29 protein-coding genes are annotated in these 24,963 nt (G+C 34.0%); 7 read left to right on the top strand and 22 right to left on the bottom strand.

Annotated features, from left to right (window positions below; translation table 11 throughout):
- Window positions 1-19 precede the first annotated feature (19 nt).
- From rplX to rpsJ, 13 genes are all read right to left on the bottom strand, one after another.
- Complete coding sequence (gene rplX, locus MUA60_RS03935; protein ID WP_262649850.1) at window positions 20-340, bottom strand: 50S ribosomal protein L24; 321 nt, start codon at window positions 338-340, stop codon at window positions 20-22.
- A 43-nt stretch (window positions 341-383) separates the two neighbouring features.
- Window positions 384-752 (bottom strand): 50S ribosomal protein L14, encoded by a 369-nt coding sequence (gene rplN, locus MUA60_RS03930; RefSeq protein WP_016911102.1) that lies wholly within the window; start codon window positions 750-752, stop codon window positions 384-386.
- Window positions 753-785: 33 nt separating this feature from the next.
- Entirely contained in the window at window positions 786-1,049 is a 264-nt protein-coding gene (rpsQ, locus tag MUA60_RS03925; protein ID WP_016911101.1) for a 30S ribosomal protein S17, read from the bottom strand.
- 23 nt (window positions 1,050-1,072) lie between these two features.
- A complete protein-coding gene (gene rpmC / locus MUA60_RS03920; RefSeq protein ID WP_016998808.1) occupies window positions 1,073-1,288 on the bottom strand; it encodes a 50S ribosomal protein L29 in 216 nt (71 codons plus the stop codon).
- Window positions 1,278-1,712: a 50S ribosomal protein L16 gene (gene rplP / locus MUA60_RS03915; protein WP_016998807.1), complete on the bottom strand. Its 435-nt coding sequence runs from the start codon at window positions 1,710-1,712 to the stop codon at window positions 1,278-1,280. Before rplP ends, rpmC begins: the two co-directional genes overlap by 11 nt.
- A gap of 2 nt (window positions 1,713-1,714) precedes the next feature.
- Complete coding sequence (gene rpsC, locus MUA60_RS03910; protein WP_262649848.1) at window positions 1,715-2,368, bottom strand: 30S ribosomal protein S3; 654 nt, start codon at window positions 2,366-2,368, stop codon at window positions 1,715-1,717.
- 28 nt (window positions 2,369-2,396) lie between these two features.
- Complete coding sequence (gene rplV / locus MUA60_RS03905; RefSeq protein WP_262649846.1) at window positions 2,397-2,762, bottom strand: 50S ribosomal protein L22; 366 nt, start codon at window positions 2,760-2,762, stop codon at window positions 2,397-2,399.
- 25 nt (window positions 2,763-2,787) lie between these two features.
- Window positions 2,788-3,066, bottom strand: coding sequence for a 30S ribosomal protein S19 (gene rpsS, locus MUA60_RS03900; RefSeq protein WP_025906792.1), 279 nt, complete (start codon window positions 3,064-3,066; stop codon window positions 2,788-2,790).
- Window positions 3,067-3,130: 64 nt separating this feature from the next.
- Complete coding sequence (gene rplB / locus MUA60_RS03895; RefSeq protein WP_262649845.1) at window positions 3,131-3,964, bottom strand: 50S ribosomal protein L2; 834 nt, start codon at window positions 3,962-3,964, stop codon at window positions 3,131-3,133.
- Between the two features lie 31 nt (window positions 3,965-3,995).
- Window positions 3,996-4,274 carry a 50S ribosomal protein L23 gene (gene rplW, locus MUA60_RS03890; protein WP_262649844.1) on the bottom strand — a complete coding sequence of 93 codons (279 nt, stop codon included), beginning with the start codon at window positions 4,272-4,274 and terminating at the stop codon, window positions 3,996-3,998.
- Complete coding sequence (rplD, locus tag MUA60_RS03885; RefSeq protein WP_262649842.1) at window positions 4,274-4,897, bottom strand: 50S ribosomal protein L4; 624 nt, start codon at window positions 4,895-4,897, stop codon at window positions 4,274-4,276. The genes rplW and rplD overlap by 1 nt, the downstream gene beginning before the upstream one ends.
- Window positions 4,898-4,926: 29 nt before the next feature.
- Window positions 4,927-5,589 (bottom strand): 50S ribosomal protein L3, encoded by a 663-nt coding sequence (gene rplC / locus MUA60_RS03880; RefSeq protein ID WP_262649841.1) that lies wholly within the window; start codon window positions 5,587-5,589, stop codon window positions 4,927-4,929.
- 31 nt (window positions 5,590-5,620) lie between these two features.
- Entirely contained in the window at window positions 5,621-5,929 is a 309-nt protein-coding gene (gene rpsJ, locus MUA60_RS03875) for a 30S ribosomal protein S10 (protein ID WP_016998799.1), read from the bottom strand.
- 316 nt (window positions 5,930-6,245) lie between these two features.
- On the opposite strand from rpsJ, the gene MUA60_RS03870 reads away from it, so the two are divergent.
- Window positions 6,246-6,614 (top strand): hypothetical protein, encoded by a 369-nt coding sequence (locus MUA60_RS03870; protein WP_025906797.1) that lies wholly within the window; start codon window positions 6,246-6,248, stop codon window positions 6,612-6,614.
- 55 nt (window positions 6,615-6,669) lie between these two features.
- On the opposite strand, the gene MUA60_RS03865 is transcribed toward MUA60_RS03870, so the two are convergent.
- Window positions 6,670-8,004, bottom strand: a complete 1,335-nt coding sequence (locus tag MUA60_RS03865; RefSeq protein WP_262649840.1) for an NCS2 family permease — start codon at window positions 8,002-8,004, stop codon at window positions 6,670-6,672.
- Window positions 8,005-8,230: 226 nt separating this feature from the next.
- A complete protein-coding gene (locus tag MUA60_RS03860; RefSeq protein ID WP_262649838.1) occupies window positions 8,231-10,366 on the bottom strand; it encodes a DNA topoisomerase III in 2,136 nt (711 codons plus the stop codon).
- Between the two features lie 142 nt (window positions 10,367-10,508).
- Between MUA60_RS03860 and MUA60_RS03855 the strand changes: the two genes are divergently transcribed.
- From MUA60_RS03855 to MUA60_RS03845, 3 genes are all read left to right on the top strand, one after another.
- A complete protein-coding gene (locus MUA60_RS03855) occupies window positions 10,509-11,381 on the top strand; it encodes a GNAT family N-acetyltransferase (protein WP_262649837.1) in 873 nt (290 codons plus the stop codon).
- 161 nt (window positions 11,382-11,542) lie between these two features.
- Entirely contained in the window at window positions 11,543-12,400 is an 858-nt protein-coding gene (locus MUA60_RS03850; protein ID WP_262649835.1) for a GRP family sugar transporter, read from the top strand.
- Between the two features lie 30 nt (window positions 12,401-12,430).
- Window positions 12,431-13,216, top strand: a complete 786-nt coding sequence (locus MUA60_RS03845; RefSeq protein WP_262649834.1) for a glucose 1-dehydrogenase — start codon at window positions 12,431-12,433, stop codon at window positions 13,214-13,216.
- Between the two features lie 54 nt (window positions 13,217-13,270).
- Here the strand turns inward: MUA60_RS03845 and MUA60_RS03840 are convergent, their stop codons facing one another.
- Window positions 13,271-14,182, bottom strand: coding sequence for an AEC family transporter (locus MUA60_RS03840; protein WP_262649833.1), 912 nt, complete (start codon window positions 14,180-14,182; stop codon window positions 13,271-13,273).
- Window positions 14,183-14,286: 104 nt separating this feature from the next.
- Window positions 14,287-14,769, bottom strand: coding sequence for a Cys-tRNA(Pro) deacylase (gene ybaK / locus MUA60_RS03835; protein ID WP_262649832.1), 483 nt, complete (start codon window positions 14,767-14,769; stop codon window positions 14,287-14,289).
- 45 nt (window positions 14,770-14,814) lie between these two features.
- Here ybaK and MUA60_RS03830 point away from each other — a divergent pair, with 45 nt between their 5' ends.
- On the top strand, window positions 14,815-14,982 hold the full coding sequence (locus MUA60_RS03830) for an SE1832 family protein (protein WP_049320027.1): 168 nt from the start codon (window positions 14,815-14,817) through the stop codon (window positions 14,980-14,982).
- A 15-nt stretch (window positions 14,983-14,997) separates the two neighbouring features.
- The gene (mspA, locus tag MUA60_RS03825; RefSeq protein ID WP_262649831.1) at window positions 14,998-15,318 is read left to right on the top strand and encodes a membrane stabilizing protein MspA; all 321 of its coding nucleotides are present in this window, start codon (window positions 14,998-15,000) and stop codon (window positions 15,316-15,318) included.
- A gap of 69 nt (window positions 15,319-15,387) precedes the next feature.
- Here mspA and MUA60_RS03820 read toward each other — a convergent pair whose 3' ends face one another.
- From MUA60_RS03820 to MUA60_RS03800, 5 genes are all read right to left on the bottom strand, one after another.
- Window positions 15,388-16,548, bottom strand: a complete 1,161-nt coding sequence (locus MUA60_RS03820; protein ID WP_262649830.1) for an aminotransferase class I/II-fold pyridoxal phosphate-dependent enzyme — start codon at window positions 16,546-16,548, stop codon at window positions 15,388-15,390.
- Window positions 16,549-16,853: 305 nt separating this feature from the next.
- Window positions 16,854-20,018 carry an efflux RND transporter permease subunit gene (locus tag MUA60_RS03815; RefSeq protein WP_316964774.1) on the bottom strand — a complete coding sequence of 1,055 codons (3,165 nt, stop codon included), beginning with the start codon at window positions 20,016-20,018 and terminating at the stop codon, window positions 16,854-16,856.
- Window positions 20,019-20,142: 124 nt separating this feature from the next.
- Window positions 20,143-21,393, bottom strand: coding sequence for a lipid II:glycine glycyltransferase FemX (locus MUA60_RS03810; RefSeq protein ID WP_262650580.1), 1,251 nt, complete (start codon window positions 21,391-21,393; stop codon window positions 20,143-20,145).
- Window positions 21,394-21,771: 378 nt separating this feature from the next.
- Window positions 21,772-22,527, bottom strand: coding sequence for a VOC family protein (locus MUA60_RS03805; protein WP_262649829.1), 756 nt, complete (start codon window positions 22,525-22,527; stop codon window positions 21,772-21,774).
- Window positions 22,528-22,545: 18 nt separating this feature from the next.
- A complete protein-coding gene (locus MUA60_RS03800) occupies window positions 22,546-23,748 on the bottom strand; it encodes a putative multidrug effflux MFS transporter TcaB (protein WP_262649827.1) in 1,203 nt (400 codons plus the stop codon).
- A gap of 149 nt (window positions 23,749-23,897) precedes the next feature.
- Between MUA60_RS03800 and MUA60_RS03795 the strand changes: the two genes are divergently transcribed.
- Window positions 23,898-24,938 (top strand): SDR family oxidoreductase, encoded by a 1,041-nt coding sequence (locus tag MUA60_RS03795; RefSeq protein ID WP_262649826.1) that lies wholly within the window; start codon window positions 23,898-23,900, stop codon window positions 24,936-24,938.
- The last annotated feature ends 25 nt before the right edge of the window (window positions 24,939-24,963 follow it).

The raw sequence follows: 24,963 nt of genomic DNA, 5'->3' as shown, positions 1-24,963 counted from the left end.
TCCTCCTTTCACTTAATAATTATTCCTTTGATGATTTGATTTCTTCGCCAGATTTTTTAGCGATACGAACTTTTTTACCATCTACTACTTTGAATCCAACACGAGTTGGTTCATTTGTCTTAGGATCAAGTAATTGAACGTTTGATACGTGGATAGTACCTTCTGTTTCTAAGATACCACCTTCTGGATTGAACTGAGTTGGTTTTTGGTGTTTTTTAATGATGTTAACACCTTCTACAACTACGCGTTCTTTCTTAGGTAATGCTTCTAAAACTTTACCAGTTTTACCTTTATCTTTACCTGTGATAACGATTACGTTGTCACCTTTACGTACGTGCATGTGTAGGCACCTCCTTAGGAATTTTGTTTTTTATCATTATAGATTAAAGTACCTCTGGCGCTAGAGAAACGATCTTCATGAAGTTACCTTCACGTAATTCACGCGCTACAGGACCGAATATACGTGTACCACGTGGACCTTTGTCATCACGGATGATTACACATGCATTTTCGTCAAATTTGATGTAAGAGCCATCTTCACGACGTACACCTGATTTAGTACGTACAACAACAGCTTTAACAACTTCACCTTTTTTAACAACGCCACCTGGTGTAGCATTTTTAACAGTAACGACGATTACATCACCAATGTTAGCTGTCTTACGACCAGATCCGCCTAAAACTTTAATTGTTAATACTTCACGAGCACCAGAGTTGTCTGCTACTTTTAAACGTGTTTCTTGTTGGATCATCTTTGTTTGACCTCCCTTATCTTTATACTTCTATTAAATAATTACTGATTCTTCAACGATTTCAACTAGACGGAAACGTTTAGTTGATGATAAAGGACGTGTTTCTGCAATCTTAACGATATCGCCCATTTTTGCTGAATTGTTTTCATCATGCGTTTTATATTTTTTTGAATATTTTACGCGTTTACCATATAATTTATGAGTTTTGTATGTTTCAACAACTACTGTAATAGTTTTATCCATTTTATCTGAAACTACTTTACCAACGTAAACTTTGCGGTCATTTCTTTCACTCACAGTAATGAACCTCCTCTACTTGATTATTTATTATCTGCTGCTTTCTCTTCTTCGATTTCTCTTTCACGAACGATTGTTTTTAGACGTGCAATCGTCTTTTTAACTTTTCGAATGTTAGCAGTCTCTTCAAGTTGACCAGTTGCTAACTGAAAGCGTAAGTTGAATAATTGCTCTTTAGCTTCTTTGATTTCTTTTTCAATTTCAGTAGTGGTTAAATTTCTGATATCCTTAGCTTTCATTTGTGTCACCACCCAATTCTTCACGTTTTACAAACTTAGATTTAACTGGAAGTTTGTGTGCTGCAAGACGTAATGCTTCACGTGCAACTTCTTCTTGAACGCCTGCAACTTCGAACAAGATACGTCCTGGTTTAACTACTGCTACCCATCCTTCAACTGCACCTTTACCTGAACCCATACGTACTTCTAAAGGTTTTTTAGTATATGGTGTATGTGGGAATATTTTGATCCATACTTTTCCGCCACGTTTCATGTAACGTGTCATTGCGATACGAGCTGATTCGATTTGACGAGAAGTAATCCAAGCTGCTGTTTGAGCTTGTAAACCGTACTCACCAAATGTTACTTCATTTCCGCCTTTTGAACGACCAGTTGTTTTTGGACGATGTTGACGACGGAATTTAACACGCTTTGGTAATAACATTATTATTTTCCTCCTTCACTAGACTTCTTTGTAGGAAGAACTTCTCCACGGTAGATCCATACTTTAACACCTAATTTACCGTAAGTAGTGTCGGCTTCTTCATGTGCGAAATCAATGTCTGCACGTAATGTATGAAGTGGAACAGTTCCTTCTGAATATTGTTCTGCACGAGCGATATCTGCGCCACCTAAACGACCAGATACTTGAGTTTTGATACCTTTAGCTCCCAATTTCATTGCACGTTGGATAGCTTGTTTTTGAGCACGACGGAAAGATACACGGTTTTCTAATTGACGAGCAATGTTATTTGCTACCAATGTTGCATCTAAATCAACTTTTTTGATTTCGATAACGTTGATGTGTACTTTTTTGTTAGTCAATGCGTTTAATTTGTTACGTAATTTTTCAATTTCTGAACCGCCTTTACCAATAACCATACCTGGTTTACCAGTGTGGATAGCGATATTGATACGGTTTGCTGCACGTTCAATTTCAACACTTGAAACTGAAGCTTCTTTTAATGCTTCTGCGATATATTTACGAACTTTTAAGTCTTCATGTAAAAGTATTGCGAAGTCTTTACCTGCATACCACTTTGCTTCCCAGTCACGAATTACACCGACACGAAGTCCGATTGGATTAATTTTTTGACCCACTATATTCCCTCCTTAATGATTTAGTTAATTATGCTTCTTTAACTTCTTTAGCTTCTTTAGCTTCTTTTTCGCCAACTACGATTGTAATATGGCTAGTACGTTTGTTAATCGCACTTGCACGACCTTGTGCACGTGGACGGAAACGTTTCAATGTAGGTCCTTCATTAGCGTAAGCTTCTTTAACTACTAATGTGTCAGGATTTAAATCATAGTTATGTTCTGCATTTGCTAATGCTGACATTAATAATTTTTCAACAACAGGTGATGTTGCTTTGTTTGTTAATTTTAAGATGGCAATTGCTTCTGCCACTTCTTTACCTCTAATAAGATCTAAAACTAATCTCACTTTACGAGGTGCGATTCTTATTGTTCTAGCAACCGCTTTTGCTTCCATTGTGACTTCCTCCTCTTTTTAGAAATTAGCGTTTAGTCTTTTTGTCGTCTGCAGCATGACCTTTATAAGTACGTGTAGGTGCAAACTCTCCTAATTTATGTCCAACCATATCTTCAGTAATGAAAACTGGCACATGTTTACGACCATCATATACTGCTATTGTATGTCCGATGAAGTTAGGAAATACTGTTGAACGACGAGACCATGTTTTAATAACTGATTTTTTTTCACCTTCGTTTTGAGCTTCAACTTTTTTCATTAAATGATCATCAACGAAAGGTCCTTTTTTAAGACTACGAGCCATTATGGCGCCTCCCTTCTTATTTAATGCGCGCGGCATCTAAGCCGCACACGTAAATAAGGTATTATTATTTTTTCTTACGACCACGAACGATAAATTTAGATGAACGTTGGTTTTGTTTACGAGTTTTCTTACCAAGTGTTGGTTTGCCCCATGGAGACATTGGTGATTTAAGACCGATTGGTGTACGACCTTCACCACCACCGTGAGGGTGATCGTTAGGGTTCATTACAGAACCACGAACTGTAGGACGTTTGCCCATCCATCTAGAACGACCAGCTTTACCAATTGTGATTAATTCGTGTTGCTCGTTACCAACTTGACCGATTGTTGCACGACAAGTAGATAAGATCATACGAACTTCACCTGATTTAAGACGAACTAGTACGTATTTACCTTCTTTACCAAGTACTTGAGCACTTGTACCAGCTGAACGGACTAATTGTCCACCTTTACCTGGTTTTAATTCGATGTTGTGAATTGTAGTACCAACTGGGATATCAGTTAATGCTAATGCATTACCTACTTTGACATCTGCATCTGGACCATTGAATACTTCTTGTCCTACTTTTAATCCTTTAGGAGCAATGATATATCTTTTTTCACCATCTGCGTATACTAATAATGCGATATTAGCTGAACGGTTTGGATCATACTCGATAGTTGCTACTTTAGCAGGAATTCCATCTTTGTTACGTTTGAAATCAATTACACGGTACTGACGTTTATGACCGCCACCTCTGTGACGAACTGTCAATTTACCTTGGTTGTTACGTCCCGCTTTTCTCGGAAGCGGTTGTAATAAAGACTTTTCAGGAGTCGTTGATGTAATTTCAGCGAAGTCTGAAGATGTCATATTACGACGACCATTTGTAATTGGCTTATACTTTTTAAGAGCCATTGTCGTTTTACCTCCTTAATGGTAATTATTTTTAGTTAAATAGGTCTATTGAAGAACCTTCTTTTAGAGTTACGATTGCTTTACGACGTTTGTTAGTGAAACCATTGTAACGACCAACACGTTTAGCTTTTGCTTTAACGTTCATGATATTTACTGTATCAACTTTCACGTCGAAAATTTCTTCGATTGCGATTTTTACTTGTGTTTTGTTTGCACGTGTATCTACATCAAATGTGTATTTATCTAAAGCCATATCTGATGAAGATTTTTCTGTGATTACGGGGCGCTTAACAACATCTCTTGCTTCCATTATGCGAGCACCTCCTCTACTTTATCCACTGCTGCTTTAGTTATTACGACTTTACTAGAATCTAAGATATCTAATACGTTTAATCTTTGAGCGTCGATAACTTTAACACCTGGAATGTTACGAGCTGATAATTCAACGTTGCTGTCTACAGTATCAACGATGAATAAAACTTTCTTAGAAAGTTCTAAGTTGCTCATTACATTTTTGAATTCTTTTGTTTTAGGTGCATCAAAGTTGAATGCTTCTAAAACTGTTAATTCGTTACCACTTACTTTTGAAGATAATGCAGAACGTAATGCTAAACGACGCATTTTCTTAGGCATTTTGTAAGAGTAACTTCTTGGTGTAGGACCGAATACGATACCACCACCACGCCATTGTGGCGCACGGATTGTACCTTGACGAGCACGACCTGTACCTTTTTGTTTCCAAGGTTTACGTCCACCACCACGAACTGCTGAACGATTTTTAACTGCGTGAGTACCTTGGCGTAATGAAGCACGTTGTAAGTTGACTGCTTCGAATAATACGTGTTGGTTTGGTTCGATACCAAATACACTATCATTTAATTCGATAGAACCTGATTTTGATCCATCTACTTTTAATACATCAATATTAGCCATAATGTTGTTTCCTCCTTTCACCTAAATAATTATTTATTACCTTTTTTAATTGAAGTTGTAAGTTTTACTAAACCTTTTTTAGGACCTGGCACGTTACCTTTAACTAAAATTACGTTATTTTCTGCATCAACTTTAACTACTTCTAAGTTTTGCATAGTAACTGTGTTTCCGCCCATACGGCCTGGTAATTCTTTACCTTTAAATACTTTAGAAGCATCTGAAGCCATACCCATTGAACCAGAGCCTCTGTGGTAACGAGAACCGTGACTCATTGGTCCACGAGAGAAACCGTGGCGTTTAATAGAGCCTTGGAAACCTTTACCTTTTGAAACGCCTGTTGCATCAATAATGTCTCCTGCTTGGAAAGTATCTACAGTGACTTCTTGACCTACCTCGTATACTGAAACATCAATGTTTCTGAATTCACGAGTGAAGCGCTTAGATGCTGTACCTGCTTTTTTAGCATGGCCTTCAGCAGCTTTAGTAGCATATTTGTTAGATTTACGATCTTTTTTATATGCTTGTTTGTCTTCAAAACCGATTTGAACAGCGTTGTAGCCGTCTACTTCTTCAGTTTTAGTTTGTAATACTACGTTTTGACTAGCTTCTACTACAGTAACTGGTATTAATTCACCGTTTTCTGCGAACACTTGAGTCATTCCAATTTTTCTTCCTAAGATTCCTTTGGTCATCGAAAGTCGCACCTCCTGTTATTTTAATGAATTATAATTTGATTTCGATGTCTACACCTGATGGTAAGTTTAAGCCCATAAGAGCATCAACTGTTTTTGGTGTAGGGTTAAGAATGTCGATTAAACGTTTATGCGTACGTTGTTCGAATTGTTCACGTGAGTCTTTGTACTTATGAACGGCACGGATTACAGTATAAACTGATTTCTCAGTTGGTAATGGAATCGGACCAGACACTTGAGCTCCTGAACGTTTAGCTGTTTCAACAATTTTCTCTGCTGATTGATCGATCATGCGGTGATCATACGCTTTTAAACGGATACGAATTTTTTGTTTTGCCATAATTTTCCCTCCTTGTTCGTCTACTTTATAGTGATAGACTTCTCCACGAAAACTCTCTTACACACCGCCATGGCAAAGCGGCCGGGTGTGTCAGTAACCTCTCGCTTCATCGCTTCTTAAAGTCCAACATTAGATATGATACATGATTTATTTCTATTAATCAATAGATAACCATATATTTTTTCTAATTTCATCTAACACATACCCAAATATTATAACGGATTATGCGTTCTTATTCAATAGGTAAAATTTAAATAGATAATTTGTAATCAAAATGTTATAATATAACAAGCAATTTTAACTAGGTGGTGAAATCATGAAAAGAGGAATTAAATCAGTGTTGCTAGTTCTTTCTATTATATTAGTTGTATCTGAGTTATTATTAGCTATACCTTTTCTAGGTGGAGGAATTGTTCTTTCAACTGGTTATAATGCCTTGGTACTTAATGGAACGTTATACTTTATTACGACACTTATCCTATTAATAGATAACCAGAATTCTGTTAAAGTAATATTTGTTATTCCATTAATCGGACTAATCGCTAGCTTTGTTGCAATCATTCCTATTATTGGCTGGTTACTACATATCGTAATGGTCGTTTTAATGATTATCTTCTTATTTACGATTATAATTGCGCCAGTATATATCCCATCTAAATATTACAAGACTACTTATAAAAGTTAATATATAAATAGAAAGCCACGAGACTTCATTAAATGAAATCTCGTGGCTTTTTTTATTATGCATGTACAAATACAAAGTAAGCGACAAAGACGAAGAATAAACCGTACATAATTGGGTGAATTTCTTTATGTCTTTTTGCTACGATCATTGTGATTGGATAGAAGATAAATCCACACGCAATACCTGTTGCAATTGAATATGTTAAAGGCATCATAATCATTGTTAAGAAAGCTGGTACTGCAATCTCAAATTTTTGCCAATCAATTTTACCTAAGTTACTAACCATCAATACACCTACTATAACAAGTGCTGGTGCTGTAACCGCACTTGTAACAACTGACATTAATGGTGAGAATAATAATGCTGCTAAGAAACAAATACCTGTTACAACACTTGCGAATCCTGTACGTGCACCAACTGCAACACCTGCACTAGATTCTATATAACTTGTTGTAGTTGAAGTACCAAATATTGCACCTACAATTGTTGCTAATGAATCAGAGAATAATGCTTTACCTGCTCTAGGTAATTTATTATCTTTCATTAAACCTGCTTGGTTGGCTACCGCAACTAACGTTCCTGCAGTATCAAAGAAATCTATAAATAAGAAAGTTAAAACGACAATTAAGAATTGTACATTAAATATAGTAGATAAATCACCAAACACTTCGAATGCTGCACCAAATGTTGGTGATACACTTGGTACTTTCCCTACTATACTATCTGGCATTGCAATTAAACCTGTAATTAATCCCGCAATAGCTGTTAAGACCATTCCGATGAAAATTGCTCCTGGTAATTTTTTAGCCATTAATATAATAGTAATGATAATACCAAACACTGCTAATAGTACTTCTGGGTTATGCATTGTACCAAGTGTAACTAAAGTTGAATCTTCTTTTTTAACAATACCTGCACCTTGTAAACCTACAAAGGTAATAAACAATCCTATACCGGCAGATACAGCCATCTTTAATTCAAATGGTATTGCATTGATAATAACCTCTCGTAAACCACTCATCGTTAATATCGCAAATATAACACCTGAGAATAGTACGCCCGTTAAACCAGTTTGCCATGGAATACCCATTGTAAGCACAACTGTAAACGCGAAAAATGCATTTAATCCCATACCTGGTGCCAAAGCTATAGGGTATTTCGCAATGATACCCATAAATAAACAACCAACTAGTGCTGCTAATGCTGTAGCAACAAACACAGAACCTTGGTCCATTCTCATTGAATCAGGTACATTTTCAACACTTGCCAAGCTTAACATTGATGGGTTAACTGCTAATATGTATGCCATAGAAAGGAATGTCGTTAAACCACCAAGAATTTCTCTTTTATAATTTGTTCCCAATTCATCAAACTTAAAGTAACGTTTCATCATAAGACTCCTTTATTAATTTCAACACTGTACATTGTATTACTGGGAACATCAAAAATCAATACTTTTTACGAACATTTTTATAATTAAATTTATTTATGTTCGTGTTATAGTTCGGTTTTTACGTTTATCATCCGTGACAGTATGCTTCTAGCCAACTCTATTGCTGCTAAGATATTAAAAAACTGAGATATCACATGATATCCCAGTCTCTTTTCATATTAAGTTAGAACTTCAATCCTTTTAAAGCGTCTTTAAATGGATTGTTTTCTACTTCTTCAGTTTGCATATATTTCTTCATTTCTTTTTTGCCTATTTTGCCTGATTTTCTATTTTTAAGTCTTTCGTCCATATGCTCTTGTGTTTCTGTATGACCACATACACATCTATAAGTTGCTTTTTTACCTGTTCCATACAGTGTAAGTTTCTTCTTACAGTTTGGACATCTGGCATTCGTTTGTCTTTGTTGATTCTTCTTAGTCTTACATGTTGGATCTTGACACACGAGCATTTGACCATTTTTCGTTTTAACTTTAAGCATAAATTTACCACAAGTCGGACACTCAGTCGTTGTGATATTATCGTGCTTGAATTTATCATCACTTTCTTTAATATCCGCAATGATTTCTCTCGTGAAGTTTCTCATTTCATTCATGAATTTATTTTTAGAATAATTTCCTTTTTCGATTTGCGTTAACTTCATTTCCCAATCTGCCGTTAATTCTGGTGATGTCAGTTGTTCAGGTGCTAAGTTTAATAATTGTTTACCTTTAGGCGTAATCTTAATTTTACCTTGCACCGCTTCTATTACATTAGAACTATATAACTTCTCGATGATATCCGCTCTTGTCGCAACTGTTCCAATACCACCTGTTTCATATAAAGTTTGAGCCATTTTCTTATCTTTAGGTTTAAAGAAATGATGTGGTGATTCCATCGCCTTAAGTAAAGTTCCTTCATTGAAGTACGCAGGCGGTTCTGTATCTTTACTAACGACATTCACTTTTTGTATATTCACATGCTGCTGTTCTTCAAAAGGCAAAGCTTTCACATGCGTCTTTTCTTCATATAGTTCTTTAAAGCCTAATTCAACTGCTACTTCTTGTGTCAGTTTAAAACTTTCCCCTTCACATGTTAATGTCACAGTTGTTTCTTCATATTGATATGGTGATAATAATACTTCTAAAAATCTTTCAGCCACTAGCATATAAATTTTCTGTTCTCTAGGAGATAACTGATCAAAGTTAGGTCTCACTTCTGTTGGTACAATCGCATGATGGTCTGAAACCTTCTTATTATCAACAAAATGTTTCCCCGCTCTAATTGGTTTTTTAAGCAATGGTACAGCATGTGATTTAAGTGGTGTAGCAGTTAATGATGATACTCGTTCTTTCAGAGAAGAAACCATATCATCTGTTAAGTAGTTAGAATCTGTTCTAGGATAAGTCAGTACTTTATGTTGTTCATACAATGCTTGCATTGTATTCAACGTTTCTTTCGCACTCATTTTATAACGTTGATACGCTGTTTGTTGCAAACTTGTAAGATCGTATAACTTTTGAGGATACTTTGTTTTTTTCTTTTTCGAGATATTTTGGATAATACCTTTTTTATTTTGAACTTGTTGTTTAACTTGTTCTATTAAATCAGCATCAAATGTTTTATCTCCACTCTTACTCAACCATTTAAATTTATAACCTTCAACTTCAATATTCATCTGATAATACTTTTCAGGTTTAAATGATTGAATTTCTTGTTGTCTCATTTGTACAAGATTTAAAGTTGGTGTTTGTACACGACCACATGATAATTGCGCGTCATATTTCGTTGTTAAAGCTCTAGTCGCATTTATACCAACAATCCAATCCGCTTCACTTCTACATAATGCGGCTTGATATAAATTGTTATATGCTTCACCAGGTCTTAAATTTTGAAAGCCTGCTTTAATTGCTTTTTCAGTAACTGAACTGATCCATAGTCGCTTAATTTGCTTTTTGACTTTTGCTTTTTCAATAATTAACCTTGCAACAAGTTCACCTTCCCTACCAGCATCTGTCGCAATAATAATTGAATTTACATCGTCTCGCTTCATCAAATGTTGAACTGTGTTAAATTGGCTTCTTGTTTTCTTAATTACAACATGTTTCATATAATCAGGAATTATTGGTAAGACATTTAAATTCCATTCTTTAAATTTCTTGTCGTATTCTTCAGGTGTAGCATTCGTTACAAGATGTCCTAATGCCCAAGTAACGATATAATTTTTATTTTCAAAGTAACCTTTCTTCTGATCATGAATACCTAATGCTTTAGCGATGTCACGACCTACTGAAGGTTTTTCTGGAAGAACTAATGCTTTCATTTCTTTTCACCCATTCTTTTTTACATTCTTACTATTATAACATGAATAAAAAGTGTTCTAAAGGCATGAAAAACTTTTATAAATTTTCGATTAATCGTATAATGGAATAAAATAATCGTTGAATATTAAAGGAGTGACTATCATGCAAATACTGCCTCTTAAAGAAATCGATCCGATAGCTTCTTATTTACACGAAAAAAACAGGCAAGAAACAAACTACGTGACACATATACCTCAGTCAATAGAAGATATTAAGAATGACTTAAGCCATAAATTTGATGAAACCACCTTCTACTATATAGAAGACAATGACACAATTACCGGGATATTAGGATTTGAGCGTGTAGATGATGAGACTGCAAATGTATGGGGACCAATCGTTAATGATACAAATGAAGAAACGTTAAGCGCCTTAAAAGAAATATGGGAAACACTTTTAAATAATCATCCAAACATTAAATATTGCCACATTTCGCTACACAAAGATCACATTTTAAATAATAGTAAACTGAAAAGACTGCATGCGGGATATGTAGAAACGCAATATACATTAGAAATTCAACAACCACCTTTACCAATTGATAAGCAACACCAAATGACGCCATACAGCAAACCTTATTACTATGCCTTTAATAAATTACATTCCAATAGTTTCAAACATAGTGATATAAGTGCTGATGATATTATAGATTCACTAGACGATAATCATGCGCTTTATTTATATATAGCTGAAGGTCTTGTTAAAGGATACATCTATCTATCCATAGATATACCTGAGAAATTAGCCACAATTCCTAATTTAGCTTCTCACCATGATTACAGAAAACAAGGCATCGCGTTTCAAATGATACATTTCGCGACGACAGAAGCATTTAATCATCAAGACGTCGAAACAGTTCGTATTTATGTAGATAGTAAAAAGCATGAACAAATACAATTATTATATGAAAAAGTCGGTTTCCACATCGTCAATGAAACACATCATTTTAAATATGTGAGACCATACGATGTTTAATATTTAAACTAAGGCTCATGAATGCTTAATAAGCGCTCATGGGTCTTTTTTAATAGTAAAATTACATTGTGAGCTATATGTTTTACAATAAAAAAGTTTCGTGCGTATAATACTTGGGTAGTTTAAATAATACAAATAAATAGAGAAAGCGAGTCTTGTGTATGGAATACCTTATAGCGCTATTACCAGCATTGTTCTGGGGAAGCGTCGTATTAATCAACGTTAAAGTTGGTGGAGGTCCTTATAACCAAATCTTAGGTACAACAATTGGGGCTTTCATCATCGGTTTATGTCTATTCTTCTTTGGTGATGTGCACTTTACATTCACTACAGTTATAATCGGTATGATTTCAGGTGCTTTCTGGGCACTTGGACAAGGATTTCAACTTAGAAGTGTAGACTTAATTGGGGTTTCAATAACGATGCCTATATCTACAGGCTTACAATTACTTGGAACAACATTATTCAGTGCTGCATTTTTAGGAGAATGGTCAACAGGTACGCAAGTTGCACTTGGCCTATCAGGTTTAGTGTTACTGATTATCGGTGTGATATTTACATCTGTTCAGAAAAAAGGTTCTGGAAACAGTGGAAATACTAAAAAGATTGGTAAAGCTATTCCAATATTACTCATCTCTACTGTCGGTTATGTCGTATACGTTGTAATCGGTCAAGTATTCGGAGTTGAAGGTTGGGATGCACTATTTCCACAATCTATTGGTATGGTAATTGGGGGTATTATTTTATCATTCAAACATAAACCTTCTGTTAAACATACGTCACTCAACTTATTGCCAGGGATTGTATGGGCATTAGGTAATATGTTCCTATTCATTTCACAACCAAAAGTTGGTGTCGGAACGAGCTTTTCATTTTCACAAATGTTAGTAATCGTTTCTACTCTAGGTGGTATTTACCTATTAGGCGAACAAAAAACAAAACGTCAAATGACATTTATTTGGATAGGTATCGTGTTAATCATTATTGCAGCATTCATTATTGGTGCAGCTAAAGGGTAAACTCAATATATAAAAATAGGAGTGTTTAATATGTATGAAGATTTAAAAGATAAAGTTGTGATTGTCACTGGAGGTAACAGTGGTATTGGTAAAGCAACTGCTAAACGATTTGGTAAAGAAGGATCAAAAGTTGTTATTGGATATTTAGATCACGTTGAAGAAGCTGAAAAAATCGTTCAATCTATTAAAGATTCAGGTGCTGACGCGGTTGCAATTAAAGCAGACGTTTCAGTAGAGTCAGAAATCAAGAACTTGATTCAACAAACACATGAAACATTTGGTCGTATAGATGTGTTAATCAATAATGCTGGTTTCGAAAAACCAATTCCATCTCATGAAATGAGTTTAGAAGAATGGTCTAAAGTTATCGATATCAACTTAACAGGTGCTTTTATTGGTAGTAGAGAAGTCATTAATTACTACTTAGAGCATGATATTAAAGGTCAAATTATCAATACTGCAAGTGTGCATGATGTTATTCCTTGGCCAAACTACGTCAATTACGCAGCAAGTAAAGGCGGCTTAAAATTGATGATGGAAACTTTATCAATGGAATACGGTAAAAATGGTATAAGAATTAATAATGTTTCTCCAGGGGCTATTGTTACAGAACATACTCGCGAAAAATTCTCTGACCCTGCAACACGCGAAGAAACATTAGAAATGATTCCATTACATGAAATTGGTGAAGCGGATCAAGTTGCAAATATTAATGCATTCCTAGCTTCAGAACAAGCAAGTTACATTCACGGTACAACAATATATGTTGATGGCGGAATGACAAACTACCCTGCTTTCATGGGCGGTAAAGGTTAATATATAACAAAAAGCGTTTGGATGCGAAATCCAAACGCTTTTTTTAATGTCTAATTAAACAAAGAAAAATTGATATACATATAAAATGACGATTGATATGACAATACTTAAATTAGTAGCCATGCCGACTATAGGTAAGGTCTTATATTTAAATGTAATGGCATAAGACAGTACTGAAACACCTATAGGTAATAACCAACCAATAAGTAACGTCGTTTTGATCATTGGGTCATCAACAGGTAAGAAGAAATGAACAAGTAATCCCATTAATAAACCAAAGCCATAATGAAATGCTAAGTATTTAACAACAATCGGTAAGTATGCTTTTTCGATTTTAAAATTCAAGAATAAACCTAATAAGATCATGGATAATGGCATATTCGCATTTGCAATAATTTCAAAGAATTCTATCGCTTTGTCAGGTACTTTAATGCTCATTATATTTAAGATAAACATAATCATATATGTCATAAGTGGTACGGTCTTTAATAAATTTAAACCCATTCGTTTAAAGTCAAATTGATCGCCACCATCATTGAAGTAACTACCAACAAAATATGTTACACCGAACATAATGATAGCTGTACCAATGTCTAACATACCGAAGTATAATAAACCATTTTTAGGCCAAATTTGTGCGACTAATGGATATGCAAACAGTCCAATATTAACTGAAGCGGCCATCATGCCCACAGTACCTCTTATTTGATTATTATATTTTTTCTTAAATAACCATATGATTAGTACCTTTGCTATAATGCCGTATAATAGCATTAATATAGGTAGCCATCCTAAAGATAAATCTAAATCAGATCCGTTTAAATTTACAATCACTAATGAAGGCAAAGTAACATTTAGTACAAGTGTTGCAAGTACATTACCATCAGAAGCTTTAAAGAATTTAAGCTTCTTTAGAACGTATCCTAAAGCAATTAATAAAATAATCATTATAAATTTTTCTGTCACTTTATCACTTCTCTCATTAAACTCACATTTATCTATATTAACAACAGTTTAACTTCTATGCACACTTTTTGTTTGAAATATTAATAAATTATACTAAAATTAGTTTAGTTATATTTAATAATATCATCAAAGCTTACATCAATCACTTTGGCTAAATCTGCTGGATCAAGTTCAATCTGATAGCCACGTTTAACTGCACTGACGATAAACGTAGATAATGATTCAGCATTGATATCAATTACGGTTTGATATGTTTTTTTCATACCAATTGGAGAACAACCACCTCTTACATAACCTGTAACTTTGGTGAGTTGATCAAGTGGTAAGAGTTCTAATTTTTTCTGACCAACAGCTTTACTAGCTTTTTTCATATCAAGATGTTCAACGACTGGAATAACAAAGATGAAATATTCGCGATTCCCATTTGTTAATACAAGCGTCTTATACACTTGATGTTCTGGTTTCTGAATTAATTGCGCAACTTCATGACCATCTAAATGATCTTTTCCTATTTTAAATTCATGAGTATGATAAAATATATTATATTGATCTAAGATGCGCATCGCATTGGTTTTAACTTTTTTCAATTTATCACCTACTTCATAGCTATTTTATAAAAAGGAGTGTTTAAAATGGATTTAAACCAACAACTTTCTGAACTTAAATATGATTACATACGTATACAAAATGACCTAGAAAAGAGAGAATCTACCGGTCAAGCAACCGACTTACTTGAAAAACAACTTGTCAAAATCGAAGAAGAAATCAGTAAAGTTCGCGCTCAACTTGATCAAGATTAACGAAAGGAAATGACTATGTTAATTCTCATACTTTTATTATTTACCATTATTTATCTTATTATTAGTTACTTAAGCATATACCAACTACATACGATGCTTACGCAAGCTTTAAGATTTATAATGGGGCTTATGCTTATTGTCTTTTTAGGCAGTATTGTATTTAGCTTTGCAATGCAAACTTGGTGGGTATTAGCTGTATTGGTTTGTCTCGTTATCAATGTTGAAATTACAGCATTTAAATATCGCATTAAAGACCAAAAAGCAATTCAACTACTCAATTATATGTCGATCTTTATATTGATCATATTTGTGATTTTATTATTTATAGTGTTTTAATACCCTAAAGCATATCGACAAAATCTCATTTATGTGAAAAAGCTGAGAAAAAGTATTTCTCAGCTCTTTTTAATTGTATAAGTGAGCTAGACCTTGTAACCTCTTAGCACCTTCCAATAGTTCGTCATCACTTAACGCTAATGAGATTCTGACATAATTTTGACCATTATCGCCAAATGGTATACCTGGAGCAACTAATATAGAAACCTCTTGTAATAAGTATTCTACAAATGCTTCTCCATCATAATCTGGAGGTGTTTGTAACCAAAGGAATATACCACCTTTCATTGGTTCAAATGGTATACCTACTTCTCTTAATGACGCTTCAAATTGATCTCTTTTCGTCTTAAATATTTCATTTTGTTTAATAAGAAATTCATCACATTCATTTAAAGCGACAGTACTCGCATCTTGTAATGCACCAAACATACCAGCATGTGTATGCGTTTGATATTTCTTTAAAGCAGCAATCATTTCTTTGTTACCGACTGCAAAGCCTACTCTGTAACCAGACATATTATACCCTTTCGATAAGGAAAATATTTCTACAGCAGTTTCTTTAGCGCCTTCCGACTGGAGAATACTCGGATTCTTCTGATCAAATCCGAAAGCACTATATGCAAAGTCATGTATAATATTTGTTTGTGTATCTTTAAATTTAGCAATCGTTTCATCAAAAAACTCTGTATTTGCAACAGATCCAGTTGGATTATTTGGATAAGTTAAATAAATTAATTTTGTCTTATCTAAGATTTCAGGTTCTATTTCATCCCACTGTGGTAAGTATTGATGTTCAGGCGTTAATTCTAAAGAATATGGTTTAGCACGAGCGAGTAGAACACCTGCTAAATAATCTGTATAGCCTGGATTCGGTAATAATACATAGTCATTAGGTTCAACGACACAAATCGGTAAACCGACTAAACCATTTTTTGTACCATATAAAATACATACTTCCTCTTCTTTATCTAAATCCACATCATATTGTCTCTTATAAAAATCTACAATCGCTTGTTTAAACGTATCTTTACCATGAAAAGCACCATATTTCTGATTTTCTGGCTTTTGTACAGCTTTAATAAATTCATCTACGATAACTTTTGGCGTCTCACCATCTGGGACACCAACCGCCATATTAATTAACGGTAACGGACCATGTTCAACCTTACGACCCATTGTCTTTCCAAAGTAACTGTCTGGTATTTCTGATAATAGTTTTGATATTGGCACAATAACGACTCCTCGAAATAAAATTCTTCAGACTATTTTTGTATATGAATATATTCTATCAAAGTATGAAACACGAACAAGTATTTTCTTATTAAATTACTAAGAAATAAATCATAATAGGTATATGGGATTGTTATGATAGTTGCTTTTATTAGGATAGGCTGCCTTAGTTACACTTCCTTCGACTTTTGTTACTATGGCCGCTCTTAGTTACATTTCTCCCGACTTTTGTTACTAACGGCACCAATATATTTACTACATACAAAAACCCCTCCTTGTCTCACAGACATGGAGGGATTAAGTATCTATTCTATACGTTCTTTTGGTCTTTTAAATATTGCTCGCTTAAAATTCATAATGATTTCATATGAAATTGGCACAACCAATAGTGTTAATAATGTTGAAGAAATTAATCCACCTATTACTGTAATTGCTAATGCTTTTGAAATAAGAACAGAACTTCCGCCACCAAATAATAGTGGTACTAATGCCCCGATTGTCGCAATAGCTGTCATTAAGATAGGTCTTAAACGCGTGCCTGCTGCTTCTATTAATGCTTCTCTTGTAGACATGCCCGCTTCTTCCATATTAATCACTCTATCTATTAATACAATCGCATTCGTTACAACAATACCAATCAACATTAACATACCAATCATACTTGGTACGGATATTGTTTCTTGTGTAATTAACAGTCCTGCGATTACACCAATAATAGATACTGGTAATGAGAATAATATTGCAAATGGTGCTAATCCACCTTTGAATGTTAATACGATGACTAAATATACGATTAAAATCGCAGCGCCCATCGCAAGCAACAATTGTTCTATTGCTTCGTTGATGTCGTCGTTTGTACCGCCAACATTCAATTCAACATCTGTAGGTGTATCTATTTTAGAAACTTTTTGATTAACATCTGTTGTCACTTTAGCAACATCGTCTGCCATGATTTTAGCATCTACAGAAACAGAAATTTTATCATTTTCTCTTGTGATTGTATCTGGTGAAGTTGTTTTCTTCAATGTCGCAATATCACTTAGTTTCACATCTTTACCTAATGGAGATGTAATCTTAGTATCTTCTAATTTCTTCTCTGACCAATCTGATTCTTCTTTTTTAGTCAGTTTAACATCGATAGATTTACCATCATCATTTAATTTAGTAACGACTTTTTCTTGTGTAGTTTGATTAAGCGTCATAGCAATTTGACCTGCAGAAAGTCCTAATTTGCTCGCTTTATTTTGATCAACTTTCACATCGTATTGCTCATAAGATTTAGAAAGGTTCGAACTTACGTTTTCTACACCTTTAACTTTCTTCATTTCTTTCTCTACGTCTTTAACTGTACCTTCTATAGCTTCAGTTGATGGACCTGATACTTTTACAGATACTTCATTCGCTGTACCGCCAGTAGAGAAATCTTGTTGTTTCCATTCACCTTTATGGTTGAATTTACCGATATGATCCATAACTTCTTTACCGACATTATCCCAGTTAGGTGTATCTTTATCGTATTTAACCATTAAAGCCATGTCATTTTTGGCAGATGGATTAAATGGATTTTCTCCACCTACACTATACTGAACGAATTCTACGTTTTTATCTTTTGATAAATATTTCTCAGCTTGTTCACCGTTTTTAACAACTTGATCTTCTTTTTCACCTGGCGAAGGTTTATAAGTTAGTGCTAACATCTTATCTTCACCTGTATCGATAAACGATTTACCGATATAAGGCGTAAATACAAGTGCAATACTTGCAATAACAAGCACGATACTTAATACAATAACGAGCCATTTATGATTTAAATTCCAGTTTAAAATACCTTTGTATTTATCCGTTAACCAATGTCCTCTTTCTTTCTTAGCTTTCTTAATACCATTTCTAAAGAAGATGTGTGAAAGAACTGGCACGATTGTTAATGCGATGAGTAGTGAAGCTAATAAACTAAATGCTACTGCTAAAGCAAATGGTCTAAACATTTCTCCAATTTGTCCAGTTACAAAAGCTAACGGTAAGAATACGACAATTGTAACGATTGTTGACGACATGATTGGAATAAACATTTCTTTCGTCGCACTTGTAATCAGTTTACTACCTTTCAGTTCTTCACCTTTATCCGACATGCGTCGATAAATATTCTCTATAACAACAATGGAGTCATCAATAACACGTCCAATTGCGACTGTTAATGCACCTAAAGTTAAGATATTTAATGAAACATCCATCGCTTTTAGACCAATGAGTGCCATTAATAATGACATTGGAATAGATACCATCGCGATAATAGTTGATTTAATATCTCTTAAGAAGAACATAATGATAATAACTGCAACGATAGAACCGATTAAAGCTTTCTCAACCATCGTCGATACTGAATCTTTAATTGTTGATGCTGTTTCCATCAATTGTACAGATTCTACGTTCTTATGATCTTTCTTATAAGCTTCAAGTTCTTTGTCTACATTATCAACGACATCTACTAAATTGGCATCTGTAGATTTCGTTACTTGAAGCGCTAACGCATCTTTACCATTCGTCTTAGAAATTGAATCTCGTTTCTTCTCTTGTTTAACATCTGCGATATCAGATAATTTTACAGATGGGATACTTTGAGATGCACTACTATCACTTGATTCAGAACCTTCTTGACCTTGTTGAGCTTGCTGGGCTTGTTGTGATTGACTTGCTGCACTTTGCTCTCCACCACTTGAAGCACCACCTGTCATAGGTATTTCTAAGTCTTTTAGCGCTTTAATTGAAGTAAACCTTCCATCTACAACGATTGATTTCAAATCATCACCAAATGTATATAAACCTAAAGGTGATTCTTTCGTAGCACCATCAATATATTGAAGTACTTCATCTTCACTCATACCACGTTTCGTTAATTCATTTTGGTCAAATTCTAAATTAACTTCTTCTAACGTTTGACCAGACAATGATACATTTTGAACGCCGTCTACTTTTTCAAGTTTAGGTATTAAACCTGATTCCATTTGCTTTGTGACTTTTTCAAGATCGTCATCTTTATCAGAAATTGAATAACTCACAACTGGGAATGAGTACATAGACATTCTACTCATATCCGGATCTTGAACACCATCAGGTAAATCTAACGCTTCTAATTTCTTTCTTAATTCAGTCTCAGCTTCATCCATGTCTGTTTGATATGTATATTCTAATGTAATTGCTGAAGCATTTTCTAAAGACTGACTTGTTACATTTTGTACACCTTCTAGATTTTGAACTTCTTTTTCAACTGGTTCTGTTACATTTTCTAGAACACTTTCAGGTGTTGCACCTGGATATGGCGTCGTAATTGTAATAACAGGCGTTGTAATATCCGGTAATAACTCTAGTTTCATTTTGAACGCTGAATATATGCCGCCAAGCAAAATAATAATCGTCATAAGCAAAATAGCAAATTTATTATTCAGCGAGAACTTGATCATTTTTTGAACCACTCAATTTCCTCCTAATTTATGATTTGTAAATAATTGTATAATAATTTAACGCTGAAACATACCTTATACATAAAGAAAGCACTAAAATTTAATAATTTAAAGTTTTAGTGCCTTAATTTTATGTCTAGTTTCTTTTGATTTTCTTTTCGATTTTTCTTTTATAAGTGACTACTGCTGGCTTAACTTTCTCGATTGCTGTATAAAGTGGTTTATTTAATACATAATCAAATTCACCAATTTTCTCACTTAAATAAGTACCCCAAACTCTCTTGAATGCCCATAATCCATAATGTTCATGGCCTTGGTCTGGGTTATTATCCGTACCACCGAAGTCAAACTTAGTAGCGCCTTTTTCTTTAGCAAAGCGCATCATTTCAATAATCATGCGATGATTCGGTAAAAATTCACGATATTCATTTGATGACGCACCATATAAATAATATGATTTTGTACCTGAGAAGATTAAGATACCGCCAGATAAATACACACCATCTGGTTTTTTACTTTTTAATTCTTCCATTTCTTGAATACGTTTTTCAAAGTTACCTAATTTTTCATCAGCATCATTTAATTGATTAACGACTTTCTTAGTTTGTCTTCTATTTGCTAATTTTTCTTTTTCTTCTAATAGTGCATCACGTTCTTTAAATAAGTCTTTTAAGACTGTATCAGGCACAACTTTAACTAAGAATAATTCACAGTCGCCATCTGGATGTAAATGATCATAAATATTCTCAAAGTACGAAACATCTCTTGTTAAGAAATTGTCTCTCTCGCCTGTTTCTTCCATGATTTTCGCAAAGATTTTCAAGTCGTCACGGTTACCAATAACTAATTCAGTACCTCTTTTTAAAGAGTTTCTAACACGTGAACGGTTTCGTTTATCAAAGCTTTGCATTAAGTCTTCTTCAGGTTGATCGATTTTAGTGATCATCGTCATTCTAGGTTGGATATATTTCTTACTTAATCCATCTTCAAATCCTTTATGTTCAAATCCTGATGAAGTTAAATATTCAAGAACACCTTCAGATTGATCCACTTCTATATCTGGGTCAATTTTAATGGCATAACTTTTCTCATTACGTGCGATTTCTTTAGATAATTCAAAAAGTACTTTAACAGATGTTTCGTCTTTATAATCAACAACAAAACCTCTTGATATGTAACATAATGTATATGGTAGCTTTGGCACTTTCTTAAATAAAAGTTGTGCTACACCTGTTATCTTTTCACCATCGCCCACTGCTATACGACGAGAATACCAACCTGTAAGCTTTTTGGATTCTGCCCACTTTGTAAGTTGCAACATATCACCATTTGGATGTTGCTTTACAAATTCATCATGTTGCTCATGAGTGATATTCATTTTCTTTATCGTCATTTATAAATCTCCTTTTTATCAATTCGTCTTTTAATTATACAATGAAACGTACTATAATTTCACGCAAAAGACCAATATTTGTTATACTTGTCATATAAAACATACAGTTAGGATTGAAATATATGAGACAACTTGTTCTAACACTTTTTATTATTATAAATATCATACTGATTGCGGTCAGTCTAAATTTTGATAGCACGATTAATTATTTAAGCTATCGTATCATAACTGTTGCTTTCACCTTGCTACTAAGCATCGTCTTTATTCTTGAGAACGCACGCAAATCCATATTATTTATAGCCATTATAAGCGCCTTAATTGCACTGGTGCATTTAGGTATTATTATTCAAAGCGTCTATCTCAGTGTTTACGCTAATTAGCTTTGAATTCGTAACACGCGCCTTTATATAAAATGCGCGTGTCTTTTTTTATATTTGTTGATGAGAGTGTTAATGTTGTATATTTCTCTTCTGCACCCTCTGTAAGTTTAATGACAACATCATCTTCTTTAAAGCTTAACTTAACAAATTCTTCGTTTGTTTCAATCTCTTTCAATCCATACCATGATTGCCAATTTTGACTCGATTCATGAAGATTGCTTACTTGAATCGTCACTTCATCTATTGATAAATTATTATGAAAATTATCTTCTAAAGAAGCTTCTCTTTGTTCATCACTTTCGCCCCACTGAATGATGAATGGTAAATTTAAATCTTGCTTATCATCTAAATATAGTAATTGCCATTGTATCGTTGTGCCGTCCGGTTTCGTTCTCGACATTTCAATTGGACCTACAATATCTAAATCAAATTGCTCTAGATGAGTCTTCATGCTATCGATATCTTGTGTTCTAAGGCAGATCCTTTTAAATCCTTCTTGTACATGCGTATCTTTAAATGTATTCGCAAAGCTTAATCTACCTTCTTCTGTATGAGCATATGAACGCGCTAAAGCTGCATCAAAGACATCAATCCACTCTATATAATGTAAATCTATATAACTTAATTGATTGTAGGTTCCTAATTGCGTATGTTTACCACCTTGGATGGCTTGTACATATTGATGTGGAAATTCAATTGATTCTATACCGTCTACGTAATGAATAATATGATCAAATTTTAAATTCATGTACATACCCTCCTACTTTTAAGCTGCTCTTTTAAACACTTTACTATTAATGAAGAATAAAATAATCAGCAATATTGAAACGATAATGATTGTCAGGACATATGGATATACTTCATGTTCTCCTTTTATACCCACTAACGGTGAAACGATACCACCAAATAGAAATTGAGATAATCCTAATAAACTTGCAGCACTTCCTGCGCCACCCTTATTGTTAACCATCGCAATAGAAAAACCAGTCGTACCAATTGCAGATACTGGACTAACGAGTATAAAGAATCCAATCATTAATATCCAAATGGATAAACCATTCATTAATGTGATTGAAACGATAATCACACCTATAATTTGAATCATTCCGAATAAACGCATAAGTACATGTTCGTCATAATAGTCGACTAATTTATTAATAATTTGACCGGACAATATTAATCCAAGACCATTAAAAGCAAACATACAACTAAACGCTAATGGTGAAATATGATAGACAGATTGCGTTATGAATGATGAAGCGGATATGTAACTAAATAACAACGCGTATGTACAACCTTGTATAAACAAAGGCATTAAAAATTTTGGACTTTTGAGTAAATTTTTAAAGTCTGTTAGCACTTCACTGATTCTGCCTGATGAACGTTCTTCTACTGGTAATGATTCTGTTAATTTTACTGAAGATAAGCTAAACATTATAAAGCCGAATATCGTTAATAAAATAAAGACTACTTTCCAAGTTGAGAACGATAATATAATACCACCCAATACAGGTGCTAAAATAGGTGCTACACCATTAACAAGCATTAATATCGCTAAGAATTTCGTTAAAGCTTTACCTTTATATAAATCACTGGAAATTGCCCGGGAAATAACTGCCCCTGCCCCACCAGTAAAACCTTGTACAAATCGTAATGCCATCATGACATATATATTAGGTGCAAATACACATAGTATTGAAGCAACTGTATAAACAATCAATGCAACCATGAGTGGTCGTTTACGCCCTATAAAGTCAGATAGTGGCCCGACAAAAACTTGTCCAACTGCTAAACCAACCATAAAGAGTGTGAGCGTTAATTGTGTGTTTGACGTTGTTGTATCAAAATCACGACTGATTTCTGGTAATGCTGGTAAATACATATCTATTGAAAATGGTCCAAATGCGGTTAGTAAACCGAGAATCACGATTAAAAATAATGAAGGCTTAGCCATCTTTTGTTCGTTCATGAAATACGCTCCTTTTATATCTATTACTTAATATTATTGCTTAACAATTTTCAAATAGCAATGTTATATGTGAACACTTATTAAAATACTTTACTTTCATATAGTCATCGTTCAAAATATAGTCAGAAACTTAGAATCGGAGTGGAAACATGAACATTTTTTTAACAGGTGCTACGGGATTTGTAGGTGCAGAGTTAATACAATCACTTGCAAAAGATGCACAAAAGCAATTTTATGTATTATACAGGAGTGAGCAGAAGAAAGATCAATTGCTCAATAAATTAAAGCCATCGTATCATTCAAGAATTCACTTTATAAGTGGAGACATTACAGAAGCATTATGTGGTGTGTCTGAAAGTGATATTGACACGATACCTCAAATAGATAAATTTTATCATTTAGCTGCACTCGTCAAATTTAATTTCGAACTTGCTGATGATCTTTATCAAATCAATTATATCGGTACACAACATGCTTTGGATTTAGCAGAACAAATACAAACAAAGCATTTTTTATATGTTTCAACAGCCTATACGGTTGGTGAACAAGAACTCGGTAATGAAGTGCTACATTCAATCGATTCACCAACCAATAATCCTTATGAAGCGACTAAAATTAAAGCCGAACATATCGTGATGCAAAATAAAACAATGGCAACTTCAATTATACGTCCAGCAATTATAATTGGCGATTCCGTAACAGGAGAAGCAGATTCAAACTTCACGCTGTACGGTTTTATGAAAGCATTAAAAGTTTTCAAAAGACGTGTAGAAAAAAAGAAAGATCATTCAATATATAGACTATTTGGAGATGCAAGTCATACGTCGAATTTCGTACCCGTTGATTATGTTGTACAAGTACTCACAGTAGCATGTGATTATGCAGAAAATCATAAGATTTATCACGCAACCAATCAGAACCCACCATCAAATGACTTTATATTTGAGACAATTAAGAAACACCTAGACTTCCATCAATTAGAAGTTGCACCAATTAGTGAGATAAATACAATAACAGATGAAGAAAGAGTGTTGAATAGTTTTATCGATGTATTTGCACCTTACTTCTCTAAATCTATCAAATTTAATGATGAGAATACGGAAGAAATGCTCAAAAAAGCAAACGAACAAACACTCGTACTTTCAAAAGATACGTTAGATATGATTATCGGAAAATATTTTATGAAATAATAAAACAAGCTAGGACATTGGGAGT

The organism is Mammaliicoccus sciuri, assembly GCF_025561425.1.
GTDB lineage: Bacteria > Bacillota > Bacilli > Staphylococcales > Staphylococcaceae > Mammaliicoccus > Mammaliicoccus sciuri_A.
This window is presented reverse-complemented; position numbering and strand designations above follow the sequence as displayed.

Excerpts from the sequence above, each read along its gene's own strand:
- MUA60_RS03865 (WP_262649840.1), bottom strand. The coding sequence starts at position 8,004 with ATGAAACGTTACTTTAAGTTTGATGAATTGGGAACAAATTATAAAAGA.
- mspA (WP_262649831.1), top strand. The coding sequence starts at position 14,998 with ATGTTAATTCTCATACTTTTATTATTTACCATTATTTATCTTATTATT.
- rplD (WP_262649842.1), bottom strand. The coding sequence starts at position 4,897 with ATGGCTAATATTGATGTATTAAAAGTAGATGGATCAAAATCAGGTTCT.
- MUA60_RS03830 (WP_049320027.1), top strand. The coding sequence starts at position 14,815 with ATGGATTTAAACCAACAACTTTCTGAACTTAAATATGATTACATACGT.
- MUA60_RS03845 (WP_262649834.1), top strand. The coding sequence starts at position 12,431 with ATGTATGAAGATTTAAAAGATAAAGTTGTGATTGTCACTGGAGGTAAC.
- rplN (WP_016911102.1), bottom strand. The coding sequence starts at position 752 with ATGATCCAACAAGAAACACGTTTAAAAGTAGCAGACAACTCTGGTGCT.
- rplW (WP_262649844.1), bottom strand. The coding sequence starts at position 4,274 with ATGGAAGCAAGAGATGTTGTTAAGCGCCCCGTAATCACAGAAAAATCT.
- MUA60_RS03800 (WP_262649827.1), bottom strand. The coding sequence starts at position 23,748 with ATGAACGAACAAAAGATGGCTAAGCCTTCATTATTTTTAATCGTGATT.
- MUA60_RS03805 (WP_262649829.1), bottom strand. The coding sequence starts at position 22,527 with ATGAATTTAAAATTTGATCATATTATTCATTACGTAGACGGTATAGAA.
- rpsJ (WP_016998799.1), bottom strand. The coding sequence starts at position 5,929 with ATGGCAAAACAAAAAATTCGTATCCGTTTAAAAGCGTATGATCACCGC.
- rpmC (WP_016998808.1), bottom strand. The coding sequence starts at position 1,288 with ATGAAAGCTAAGGATATCAGAAATTTAACCACTACTGAAATTGAAAAA.
- MUA60_RS03850 (WP_262649835.1), top strand. The coding sequence starts at position 11,543 with ATGGAATACCTTATAGCGCTATTACCAGCATTGTTCTGGGGAAGCGTC.
- rplV (WP_262649846.1), bottom strand. The coding sequence starts at position 2,762 with ATGGAAGCAAAAGCGGTTGCTAGAACAATAAGAATCGCACCTCGTAAA.
- rplP (WP_016998807.1), bottom strand. The coding sequence starts at position 1,712 with ATGTTATTACCAAAGCGTGTTAAATTCCGTCGTCAACATCGTCCAAAA.
- MUA60_RS03855 (WP_262649837.1), top strand. The coding sequence starts at position 10,509 with ATGCAAATACTGCCTCTTAAAGAAATCGATCCGATAGCTTCTTATTTA.
- MUA60_RS03860 (WP_262649838.1), bottom strand. The coding sequence starts at position 10,366 with ATGAAAGCATTAGTTCTTCCAGAAAAACCTTCAGTAGGTCGTGACATC.
- MUA60_RS03870 (WP_025906797.1), top strand. The coding sequence starts at position 6,246 with ATGAAAAGAGGAATTAAATCAGTGTTGCTAGTTCTTTCTATTATATTA.
- rplB (WP_262649845.1), bottom strand. The coding sequence starts at position 3,964 with ATGGCTCTTAAAAAGTATAAGCCAATTACAAATGGTCGTCGTAATATG.
- MUA60_RS03795 (WP_262649826.1), top strand. The coding sequence starts at position 23,898 with ATGAACATTTTTTTAACAGGTGCTACGGGATTTGTAGGTGCAGAGTTA.
- rpsS (WP_025906792.1), bottom strand. The coding sequence starts at position 3,066 with ATGGCTCGTAGTCTTAAAAAAGGACCTTTCGTTGATGATCATTTAATG.
- rplC (WP_262649841.1), bottom strand. The coding sequence starts at position 5,589 with ATGACCAAAGGAATCTTAGGAAGAAAAATTGGAATGACTCAAGTGTTC.
- rplX (WP_262649850.1), bottom strand. The coding sequence starts at position 340 with ATGCACGTACGTAAAGGTGACAACGTAATCGTTATCACAGGTAAAGAT.